Below are 11,358 nucleotides of genomic sequence, written 5' to 3'. Positions count from 1 at the left end.
TCCAAGATCGTGGTCGTGGGCCACCGCCCATGCCGCAGGAATGACGACGCTGCCCGGATGGGTCACCGAGTCCCGGTGGAGGTCATCCATCTCCAGAATATGGGACAGGCCGCCCAGGTAGAACGCCTTGCGGGCGGTATCCGCTTGCGCCGGCGGGGCGACCGCCTTGAGCATGCGGGCGGGCTCGGTCGGCAATGCGCCAAGGGCGCAGGCGAGCGTATCCAGGACAAATAGCGATGCCCATTCGAGGTCGCGGTCGGTCACCGGCTTTTCACGGATCAAGCGGGTCAGGTCGCGGGTCAAGCTCATAATGCTGCACTTCCTATCCGTTTGGGATCCGCCGCATCCGGAGGACCGAACTCCTGCCGCAAAGGCACGTCGTGTTCGCCGAGTGAAGGCACCGGGCCAAGCACAGGGCGTTTGCCATTGACCGTGACCGGTGGCGCAAACAGCTCGACTTGACCAACGGTGGTCTCCACCGAGACTTTGGTGGCACTGCGATGCACCGCCAGATCCGCCATGGTCGACACACGGCCATAGGCAATTCTGACGTGGTCGAGCAGTTCGCATAATGCAGACATGGTGTAGGTCGCCAAGATCGCCTGCACGCATGCGTCAAGCGGCTCGCGGTTTTGGATGCGAAGCACGTTGCGTCCGAACCTTGGATCCGTTGCGACCGACGGTTGGCGCAGGACACTGTCGCAGAAAACGACCCATTCGCGTTCGTTCTGGACGGCGATCAGAATTTCCCCGTCACTCACCTGAAACAGCCCGTAGGGTGCGATCGAAGGGTGGGCGAGGCCGAGCCGCCGCGGCTCCTTGCCGCCGTAGTGGCGCGCCAGATATGGCACGTTCATGTATTCGGCGAGGGTGTCGAAAAGAGAAAGCTGCAGGTGAGCCCCTTCCCCGGTTCGACTGCGCATGATCAGGGCTTCGAGGATAGCGGCGTAGGCCCCCTGCCCCGTAGCGATATCGGAGATCGATATGCCGACCCGGGTCGGGCCAGAAGTTGCGGACCCAGTGACCCCCGCCAAGCCCGCTTCCGCCTGGATCAGCAGATCGTAGGCCTTCCGCTCGTGGTCGGGCGTTCCGGGTGCGTAGCCACCGATGTCACAGACGATCAGCCTGGGGAACCGCCGCCTGAGGTCCGCGCTGCCTATGCCCAGCCTGTCGGTTGCGCCAGGCGCAAGGTTCTGGACGAACACGTCGGCGGTGGCGAGCATGGATTCGACCAGCGCCAGATCATCCGGCTGCTTCAAATCGACGGTGCAGGATTGCTTGCCGCGGTTGTTCCAGATGAAATAGCTCGAGAGGCCGTGGACATAGTCGTCATAGCCGCGCGCGAAGTCGCCTTCGGGACGCTCGAGCTTGATGACCCGCGCGCCAGCGTCGGCCAGACGGGACGTCGCCAAAGGCGCGGCCACGGCTTGCTCCAGCGAGATGACGGTCGTTCCCTCCAGCGCGCCTGGCATGGCTCGCTCCTTATGCTGCTTCTCCAATACCATCGCACCGGAAGGGGTGCTTCCGTCAAATAGCGTTTTGTAATGGGAGGTATAGCGAAACCGTACAGTCGGCCGCCCGCCTGCAGGACCCTAGCCGAAGAGGTTGGGCCGTTGGTTTTCGTCGGATAGCTCGGCGCTCCAAACCTGGTCCTTGACCAGTTGACGAAGGATCTCCCACGATAGCTGCCCGACGGCGCGGGGCGCTGTCTGCAAGGGCCGTTCGGTCGAGTAAGCGAGATACACTTTCCGGGTAATCGGCGGGTTTTGGAAGCTCCACGCCCGAAACAGGCCAGCCTGCGCCTCGGCGTTGATCGCCATCCGAGGCAGGATCCCGTAACCGATCCCACGTGTAACCAATCTCTTGATTTGGGTGTAGGAGTCGATTTCGATCGCCGGGTTGATGGCGACTTGGACTGACGTTGCCACGGCTTCGATCAGTTCACGCAGGCCGTGGCCTGGGCCCGGTACAACGAGGGGCAATCCGGCGACGTCGCGAAGCTCCACCGAAGAGCCCCGCAAGTCGGCCTGGCCCTGCATCGACGTACTGGCAAAGAGACAGATTTCCTCGGACAAGCCGTGATGTACCGCGAGCCCCCGGGGATCCGACGTTGCATAAATCATCGCGAGGTCAACCTCCCCGCGCTTCAACCATTCCAGAATGTAGCCGCTCATCGCCTCAACGATGCGGATGCGCACCTCGGGGAACCGCTCGCGGGCGGCCTCGATCAGCGGCGCCGCAAGAAGCTCGCTCACTGTACCGGGTAGCCCGAAGCGCACTTCGCCGCGAGGGGCTGTGGCGGCGCCCCGGACACTGTCGTTAATTTCGGCAAACTCGGCAAGGATGCGCTTGGCGTGCACCATCAGCCGCGTGCCCGCTTCGGTCGCACTGACGCCATGCGGCCCGCGATGCAGGAGAGCAAGGCCAAGCTCCTCTTCCATATGCCTGACATGCTGGCTCAACGCGGGCTGCGCCACATGGAGCTGCGTCGCGGCCTTCGAGAACGAGCCGCTCTCCACGACCTTGGAAAAATATCTTAGCTGCCGAAGGTCCAAAACGGCTCCCCACGCTCTACGGAGGGCTAGCCTAGAACATTTCGTTATTGAGGCAACGACAAAAACCGGCAGTCCGTCTATCCCTGTCCCAACAAGGCCGCGTCGGCGCTGTCCATGGATCTCTTGATCCGTCCTGCCTGCCGGCGGACTTCATCAATCAAGGCGGTGAGCACCACGTTCCGGGAACTGCCCCCCTGGGGCCGCACCACGGCAATAGTGCGGGCCATGGCGCTGTCGGCGATCGCATAAGCGCTCAGCACGTGCCCGGCCAGTTCACGCGTCACGCTCGAGTGCGGCAGAATGGTTGCGTACTGGGTGGTTTTGTCGGCGATGACAGCTTTTACAGCACTAAGCGAGTCGAGTTCGAGTTCCGGCTGCAGCGCGATGCCCCGCTCGCGGTAGACCCGATCGATGATCCGCCGCAATTCATGGATTTCGCTCGGCAATATCAACTTCAACCGGCTGATGTCTCCCAGTTGGCGCGGCGCGTCGACCTGAGCGCGGACATAAGAGGTTACCAGCACGAGGCGCTCGGCGAAAAGATCGAGGACGTCGAGTTGATCCGGCGCACTGGGCCGATAGGTAAGCGCAGCGTCGAGCTGGCCGCCGCCCATGAGACTGGCAAGGTCGCCGCTGTAGGCTTCGACAACATTCAGCGTTACACCCTGATACTGGGCTTCAACAAAATGGCGGATGTCGTCCAGAAACAGCGGCACGATGGTCGGGCATATGCCGAGTGAGATCTCGCCTTTGAGCTTGTCCAAACGCTGGCGCACCTCACGGACCGCATCATCGAGCCCGTCTATGTGCAGGCGCGACTGGCCCAGGAGGAACCGTCCTTCGGCCGTGGGCTCGGCACCGCGCCCACTTCGGTTGATCAACGAGATACCGACTTCCTTTTCGAGCAGCTTGATTTGTCGCGTCAGGGACGGCTGCGCGACCCCTATGGATTGAGACGCGCGGGAGAAGCCGCCGTGCTCGCAAACCGCGATGAAATAGCGCAGACGCCTGAGGTCGATGCCTTCCATGCCCTGCCCCTGTTACCGGCCCGTCACGCGGTCGAGGAGCCGTGCGATCCACGGGGTCGTAACTGGCTCAAACAATGGGTTCACGTCCGGCACGAGGACGATCCTGTGGCGAGGACGTTCATCGATAACGGACAGGCGTCCCTGATAGGCCAGCCACCACACGATGAACACGCCGACAAACCAGAACAGGACCTGCCAGACCAGCAGCGAAGGCACTCCCGGCGCCACGACCACGCCGGCAAAAATCGGCTCGCTGAAAAATGTGTTGCCGAGGATTGCACCGGGGCCGAGCGCGAAAAACGCCCACAGAAGTGTAAGGGCCCATTTGGCCGTTGTGGTCCCCTGGCTCCCGCTACGCGCCGGCTGGCTCTCCTCGAAAGCGTCATGGAGGCGATCCCTGCGATCCCGCTCGGCGCCGCTGCGCGTAAATAGGGACACAAGGAGGCACGCTGTGAAATTGGTCGCAAGTCCCCATCCCGCCGAATGGACCGACAAGGGCCAGCGACCCCATGGCAGGTCAACGAAGAGCCGCTCGAACAGCACCAGTCCAAAGCTCTCGGTGAACACCACGCAAAGGCTTCCGACAATCAATCCTGCCATAACACCGCTTCGGCTGATCCAGCGCACCCAGCACAAGCCGAGCACCGCAGGCAGCAGTTGCACGGACAGGCTGAGCGTGAGGGATGAGAAGATTGTCGCGCTGAGGGACGCATAGCTCGCGATGGCGGCGACAGATCCGTAGACGAGCGCCAGGGTCACGCGCGCGGCAAACCGCGTGGCACGTTGGTCCATGCCCGGGACGATGTAGCGTGACGTCAGCTCGATGGTGCACACCGATGCTCCCGATCCGGCAAAGAAAGCGACGGCGATCTGGCCCGACGCGACCAGAAGGACTGTAAAGCCCACCGCCACCATCGGGTCGAGCGTTGCCAGCCGTGTCGTGAAGGCTGTCAGCGAGCCATTGGCGGCAATCTCCCCGGCCAGAACCGGCCCGATCAGTATCAGGGCGCCAGCCGCGAGGCCCGCGATCATCCAGACCTGGCCAAATGCAAGGCCCCGGCGCGGCGCACTTGTCACGCCCAGAAAGCTGAAGCCGGGACTGATCGCGATGCCGCCCAGCGACAGGGCGAACGTCAGTCCCGCGAGGGTGGTCCAGAGCCCCCCGGCAGGCAGTTCCTTGCCAATGCCGGCGCTAAACTGGATCACGCCCGGGATCTTGTCCGGCAGCACACCGCTGGCTGTACCAATCCCGTTGGCGGCGAATGCCAATTTGTCGAGCGCGAAGCCTGTGAACCCGCCAAAAAAGATCATGAGGGTCAGGACCAAAAGGGACTGGGCGGCGACAAGATAGGCTATCCCGCGCCAGCCTCCGATCACGCTGCAGAGGAACAGGAGGAACGCGATCGACCAGATTGCGAGACCGGACGGAACGTCGTTGGCGGTCGCGGCGCTCACCAGGGCACCCGCCTGAGATAGGCACATTGCTGCAAAAGGGATGCTGAAAAGGAACAGCACGAACAGCAAATAGATGCGAAGCGTCGTGCTGCCGAAGTAGTCACCCAGCAGGTCACCAAGCGTGCGCAGCGAGGTCAGCCGGGCGGCAAGCCAGATCCGCTTCTGCGTGATCACAGCGCAAAGGGCGATACAGATGAGACCGACTGCGACCTGGTTATACTGAAGGCCGAAGGTGGCGAGCAAAAGCAGATGATCGGGAAGGCTGAGGCTGGCCAAGGTGATGCCGGCGCCGGCGAAGATGATTACCCATGGCGGCAATGCCAGGCCCGCGTCGACGAAATCACCGGGTTGTCGGGTGTGACGGCCGCTGATGGTCGCAAGGTAAAGGCCCAGGACCGCGACAATGCCGAGCATGGAAACCAAGAGCGGGGTCATGTCTTGTCTCCCGGCGAGCGTTTTAAATCTCGGTCATCCGAGCGGAAGTCCCGGATAACGTCGAACGCCTCGAAGGCCTGCCGTGCCCCATACCGGGTGATCAGGTAGAAAACGACCACGGCCCCCGTTGTGATAAAGCCGACGCTCAACGGTAAGAAGTTGTGCGCGGCAAACGACGCGCTGGCCAGCGACATAACAACGAACAGCACAAGCGCGAGTCCGTAAATGACCAGGCCAAGTCCTAGTTCTCGGGGCGAGAACCCCGTCCCGTAGACCGCATTGACGATTACGTGAGAGACAAAGCCCGCCAGAATGGCCGCGAACCCGGCAAGAATATACGGTGATCCGCCCCGGCCGAATCCATACTCAAACAGGATCGTGGCGGGCATGGCCGCTGCCAACCAGCAGGCCATGACCAAGGCGTGTCGGTCCAGCGCTTCGTTTTTGCCGAGCGGGGTCATCGGTTGCTCTCGCTAGTTTCGGGCTCAGTCGTCCTTGTCCTTCGGCGCATCCGGACCCTGGAAGTTGCGGAACGACATGCCGCCGGCGCTTCCGAGGTTTTCGATCGGCAATCCCAAGTCCTTCATGAGACCGTCTACGAATGCGACCTGGGTGCGATATTTCATTGCGGAATTCACCACGCGATCCGTCATGTTGCCGCCGCTCGAGCCTCCATCGCCGCCGGCCCTCTCGGAAGGACTGTTGATACCGGGGAGGCCATCGACCTGGAGGATCTTGATCGATTCGATGTTTTCCATCGGCTTGACCGTCTCGCGGATGATGCTGGGCAGATTGCTTACGAGGTTCTCGTAGATGGCACTGCGTCTGCTGGCATCCGAACGGGTGTTTTCGGACTCGTTGAGCATGCGCTGCCCGGCGGCGTCCTTGGTATAGCGAACCTCGGCCGCATTGGACTCGGCGATCTCCGCCAGCGCCCTCAGTTCCGTCGCCTCTTTCTCGGCCTTTGCCGAAGAAACGACCCGTTGGGCATCACGCTCGATTCTGGACGAGGACTGAATGAGCTCGATCCGCTTGATACGCCCGGCCACCTCTTCTTCGCGTGCGCTGTTGACTTGCTCTTCCTGTTCAACCTGCTTTTTCAGAGCCTCCGCGGCCTCGGTCTTTGCGTAGGCTTCCTCGATCGACTTGTTGATCACCGCGATCAGGCGCTCCTTGTCGACGATCTCGACTTCCTTCTGCTGCTCGATCTCAAACTTGTCGACAAACTTCCGCGCAGCGATGCGCAACTCGTCGATCTGGCGGTTGGCGGCGATCGATGCGTCCTGAATCTCGTGAAACGCCTTGGTTTCGGCCAGCTTGATCTTCTGGTTATTCTCGATCTCGAGCTGCACGATTTCCTCGTCGACCCTCAAGCGCTCGACATCGACATCGTAACGTTTCTTCAGGCGCGCCTTTTCCTGGTCAGCCTCAGCAAGTTCGTTGCTGATGCGAACCTCTCTCGACTTCGCCACGGCCAGCAATTCAAGCGTTTTATCGGTTTCAATACGGTGCGACTCAGTAATCCGCTGGCTCTCCAGTTTGGCCTGGTCGATCTCGGCCGATGACGTCGTCTCGATGATCGACAGCTCCTGGCGCGAACGGATTTCAGACTCCTTCACATGTTGCTCGTTATCAATTCGCTCTGCCTCGATTTCCCGGCGGTTCTGGATCCTCTGCATCTCGAGCTCGCGACGCGACATGATTTCGGTCATTTCAGTCTCTTGCTGCTTCTTGATCTCCAGCGACCGCACCTCCGACTGGGTGTTGATCCGTTCGGAATCGATGAGCCGGTCCTTGGCGATACGAATCCGCTCACCGTCTTGTTCGCTGCGGATCCTGGCGTTCTGGATACTGATTGTGGAGCTTGATCTCTCGGCCTCAATCTCGGCCAGTTGGGCGGCTTTGCGGATTTCGATCGCCTGCGTCTGTTCGATGCGGGCGTACTCAAGGTCACGCTCGATCTCCAGAGCCCGCTGTTCGGTTTCGAAATCCTTGAGCTTGATGCCGATCCGCGATTCGTTTTCGATACGGTTGCGAAGCTGGCGGCGCTCCTCGATCTGCTCGGTCAACTGCGTCAGGCCCTCGGCATCGAACGCATTGGAGGGATCAAAGACGGAGATATCGGTCTGGTTGAGGTTCGTCAGAGAGGCGTTTTCAAGCTCGAGGCCATTCGACCCCAGGGTCGTCGCCGCCAGGGCGGCCACCTCACCCATGTAGCGGCCACGGTTGGTGTGGATTTCATCCATGGTCATCGTAGAGGCGATGGCAGACATCGCATCGACGAACCGGCCTTGGACAATCTCCTTTAGCGCGACCGGGTTCTGGGTGCGCTCCCCGAGAGTTCGGGCCGCAGTCGACACGCCGGCTTCCGTAGGCACCACACGCACGAAGAACTCGGCGACGATGTCAATGCGCATTTTGTTCCTGGTGATCAGAGATTGCTCGCCGAGCCTCCGGATCTCCACCGGGATCGCGTTCATGTTGACGCGCGTGATGTCGTGGACAATCGGGATGATCAGCGCACCGCCGCCCATAACCACCCTCTCCCCGCCGAGGCCGGTGCGGACGAAGGACTGGTCTTTGGACGAGTGTCTGTAGAGCCAGTGCAGCAGATAGACACCGATCGCGATGATGATCGTTACGAGAATAACGACTGCGATCACATCTGAGCCATTCATGGGAAGATCCTCCACTTAACCGCGAGCGCCGAGCACATTGGCGCGAAGATTGACAGCCTTCAGAAACGCTCCTCGCCGGCCACGGCGAGGATGATCATTGAGACGGCGATGAGATTGATAAGGTCGGCAATGGTGTAGAGCACGATGATGGGTGCCACGTGTCCGGTGCCGATAACGACGTCCACGAAATGCAGGATCGGGTAAATTGCCCAGCCGATCGTCATGATCAGCCTGATCCAGAAATAGCCGAGCCTAATCGGCCGCGTCGACTTGCTGATGGCATCCGCCATGGCGCCGAAATAAAACTCGCCAAGGATATAGAGCCAGAAGGCGATCGACAGCAGCACGCCAAGGGTCGGATTGAAGATCCGCGCGTCACCAAGGTAGCGGGCGAGCACCATCAGGATTGCCGCGGCCAGTGTCCGCCAGAACACGCCCACGGGCACTTTCCCTGCAATGCTCGCAAAGAAAAACACCGATGCGACCTGCATCGGCTGCACCACGAACCACGCAACGTAGCGCGAGGCCGCGCTGAGTTGCTGGCCAGCGAGCCAGATGTTGGAGGCGGCATAGTATTCAAAGCCCGACGCCAGGAGTGCAACGGCTGACAGCGCCAGCGGAACCCGCCAGCGCTCGGACGTCCATGTCAGGCCCAGCATTGCCAGGGCAGCCGTGGCAAACATCGCAAGGGTTGCAACGCTGAGCGCGGTGCTGACCACTGCGCTGGACTGAAAGAGTGTTCCAAACATGGGCTTTCCCTAGACCTGGGCTCTGATGTGAGGGGCGCGGCCGTAGAGCGCGACCATCGGCAGGATCAGAAGACCGAAAATGAATTGTTGCCATTCGTATTTGAGCCCGATGCCAATCAGGAAGGCGCTCAGGACTTGCAGGACGAGAACCCCGATAACGGTGTAGCCAAGTGTAGCCATAGCCGCCATACCCGCCCATAAGCGACGTCCCGCCGATCACGACTGCGGCCAAGGTTGTGAAAAGATACTGGTCGCCGACCCCGATGAACCCGCCGCCGCTCCAGCCCAGCAACAGGCATCCTGTCAGGGCAGCGGAGACGCCGCTGATGGTGTAGGCGAGTGTCCAGTATTTGAACTCGGAGACGCCGATCAACTTGGCCGAGCGGCGATTGCCGCCGAGGGCGTAGATGTAGCGGCCGAAGGCGGAATAACGCAGGCCAACGATGACGATGATCGCGATGACAATCCACAACAGGATCGTTGGCGGGACAGCCAGACCGAAGGTGCGACCGTTCATGGCGGCGAGATTTTGCAGCCATTTCGGAACGGTCCCAAAGACGTTGCCGCCAAAGGACGATCCAATGCTGGTCAGAATCTGGACAAGCCCAGCGATTGCAAATCCCATTCCGAGGGTGAGGATCAACGCCTGGCCTTGCAGGCGGTAGGACAGAACGCCATTCAAGAAACCCAGGGCACCGCCGATGATCAGCACGAACACCAGCGCGAGCCAGGGCGGTACGCCAAGGCTAATCAGGAACAAAAGCCCTATGTTGGACGCGCCGATAACAAACGGAATAGAGAGGTCCAGGCCGCCGAGCAACGCCACCAGTGTTTGCCCGACGCAGGCAATGCCCAGGAACGCTGCAAACAGCAGAATTGCCTTGATGTTGGCGCCGGAGAGGAACCCATTGATCGTAAAGGAGCTGATCACAATCAGCGCCAGCAGCACGATCAGTCCAATAAAGGCGCTGCGACCATGGGCGAAACGGTTACCGACCTTAAACGCAAAGACCAGGATCGCTTCCAGCAGCAGGAAGGCGATCAAGTTGCCAAGGGATCTGAAAGACGGGACCGTTGCCGTGATCAGCAGATACACAATCAACATCACCGCCATGGTGATGATCAGGACCCGGTTGCCGGCCCAGACGCCACTGCCGCCAGCCGAGACCGCGGTGTCGGTTTCGAGAGAGGAAGATCTGGCCTCGAAGATGACGGCGACGTAGTTGATCAGCCAAAAGAGCACGGCGGCCAGAACGATGGTGTAGAGGATAACGATCTGCGCGCTGAGCCCCTGCCAAAACCCCAGGCCAAAGCTGATCGCGGCCACAACGAATGTGACGGCGAGATTGAGCCACACCAGGGCGCGCGAACGCGGGATGAAGAGGCGGCTGCTGTCGACGAAAGTCTGACTCATGGCCCGATCCCCAACGATTGTCCTGTCGCCAGAATTCCGGCCGCGTGGCTTTGCTCCCCGACGACCAGGAACAGGAGCAGGATGAGTGCCGAGACGAAAACATAGATGAAGGCGCCAAGGCGCACGGAAACCGCTTCAGCTACGATGACGCGGACAGTGAACGTCAGCACCGCCAAGATGACGGCGAAGCCGAAGACGATCTTTTGCAGCGGCGTGAGATCAGGCAGTACCGGCCCACTTCCCGACTGTATGGGCAGCAGCAGATAGCGGGTCATCACGTCCGGATTGGACTTGAAAGCTTCACCGGCGACGGCCGCCACGCCATAGGTGTCGCGGGTGCTGACGTACAGCATGATCCCGACCACCACGCAGCCCAGGACGACGAAGGCTGCAAAGGGCGAAATGAAGTGGAGGTATCGCCCGATGATGGGGACCAGCAGGGTCAGCAGGAGCGACAGAACGAGGATCAGCCCGTAGAAAAGCTGTGTCACAAAGGCTTGCGTGGAACCGAAATTGAACGTGGCAAGAACATAGCCGATAAGAAAGAGGTTGAGCGCGCCTAGCAGCCCGCCTGCTACGCCACCGCGTCCGCCGGACAGGCTGACCCCGCCCAGTACCAGGGCGGTCACCGCCGTTAGCGTCATGGTGGTACCTTGTGTCGGATCTCCAGACGAGATCAGGGCGGTGTAGCAGATCGCCCCCAGGCCAACGAAGAGGCCGGCGATGACGTGGGCACCGATCCGCACCACATTGATGCGGACACCGCTCGTATAAGCCGCACGCTCATCGTAGCCCATCAGACGCAAGTTCGCGTAAAACGAGGTCATGGTGAACAGCAGCCAGGCCGCGATAGCCAGAAGGACGATCAGCAAGATCGGTGAAAAGATCGTGTTGCCGAGGCCCCAGGACGACATCCAGTCCGGTGCGGTGCCGCCAGGTCTTGGGAGGATGACCAGGTTGATGCCGGTCAGGGCCAGAAAGCCACTGAGCGCTACAATGATCGGCTGGACGCGCACGAAAATGATGATGAGGGCAAAGAAGAGC

Annotated in this window: 10 protein-coding genes; all 10 read right to left on the bottom strand. The window is 60.9% G+C overall.

Features of this window, described 5'->3' with window-relative positions:
- Positions 1–309, bottom strand: a 309-nt coding sequence (locus EOC06_RS41440) for an MmgE/PrpD family protein (RefSeq protein ID WP_245469267.1), incomplete at its 3' end; no start/stop codon positions are given.
- On the bottom strand, positions 306–1,472 hold the full coding sequence (locus tag EOC06_RS00700; RefSeq protein WP_127330113.1) for a CaiB/BaiF CoA-transferase family protein: 1,167 nt from the start codon (positions 1,470–1,472) through the stop codon (positions 306–308). The genes EOC06_RS00700 and EOC06_RS41440, both read right to left, overlap by 4 nt.
- A 120-nt stretch (positions 1,473–1,592) precedes the next feature.
- Complete coding sequence (locus tag EOC06_RS00695; protein WP_127330111.1) at positions 1,593–2,555, bottom strand: LysR family transcriptional regulator; 963 nt, start codon at positions 2,553–2,555, stop codon at positions 1,593–1,595.
- 77 nt (positions 2,556–2,632) lie between these two features.
- On the bottom strand, positions 2,633–3,583 hold the full coding sequence (locus tag EOC06_RS00690; RefSeq protein WP_128306832.1) for a LysR family transcriptional regulator: 951 nt from the start codon (positions 3,581–3,583) through the stop codon (positions 2,633–2,635).
- A gap of 12 nt (positions 3,584–3,595) precedes the next feature.
- Positions 3,596–5,473, bottom strand: coding sequence for a hypothetical protein (locus EOC06_RS00685; RefSeq protein ID WP_127330107.1), 1,878 nt, complete (start codon positions 5,471–5,473; stop codon positions 3,596–3,598).
- The gene (locus EOC06_RS00680) at positions 5,470–5,934 is read right to left on the bottom strand and encodes a hypothetical protein (protein ID WP_127330105.1); all 465 of its coding nucleotides are present in this window, start codon (positions 5,932–5,934) and stop codon (positions 5,470–5,472) included. Before EOC06_RS00680 ends, EOC06_RS00685 begins: the two co-directional genes overlap by 4 nt.
- A gap of 24 nt (positions 5,935–5,958) precedes the next feature.
- Complete coding sequence (locus EOC06_RS00675; RefSeq protein WP_128306831.1) at positions 5,959–8,151, bottom strand: flotillin domain-containing protein; 2,193 nt, start codon at positions 8,149–8,151, stop codon at positions 5,959–5,961.
- 59 nt (positions 8,152–8,210) lie between these two features.
- Positions 8,211–8,810 carry a bacteriorhodopsin gene (locus EOC06_RS00670; protein WP_245469266.1) on the bottom strand — a complete coding sequence of 200 codons (600 nt, stop codon included), beginning with the start codon at positions 8,808–8,810 and terminating at the stop codon, positions 8,211–8,213.
- Positions 8,728–10,314: an ABC transporter permease gene (locus EOC06_RS00665; protein ID WP_245469265.1), complete on the bottom strand. Its 1,587-nt coding sequence runs from the start codon at positions 10,312–10,314 to the stop codon at positions 8,728–8,730. Before EOC06_RS00665 ends, EOC06_RS00670 begins: the two co-directional genes overlap by 83 nt.
- Positions 10,311–11,358: ABC transporter permease (locus EOC06_RS00660; protein ID WP_368773579.1), on the bottom strand; the 1,048-nt coding region annotated here is incomplete at its 5' end. The genes EOC06_RS00665 and EOC06_RS00660, both read right to left, overlap by 4 nt.

It is taken from the genome of Mesorhizobium sp. M7A.F.Ca.MR.362.00.0.0 (genome assembly GCF_004023175.1).
Taxonomy (GTDB): Bacteria; Pseudomonadota; Alphaproteobacteria; order Rhizobiales; family Rhizobiaceae; genus Mesorhizobium.
Note: the sequence above shows the minus strand (reverse complement) of the source record. Positions and strands in the feature narration are given on the sequence as shown.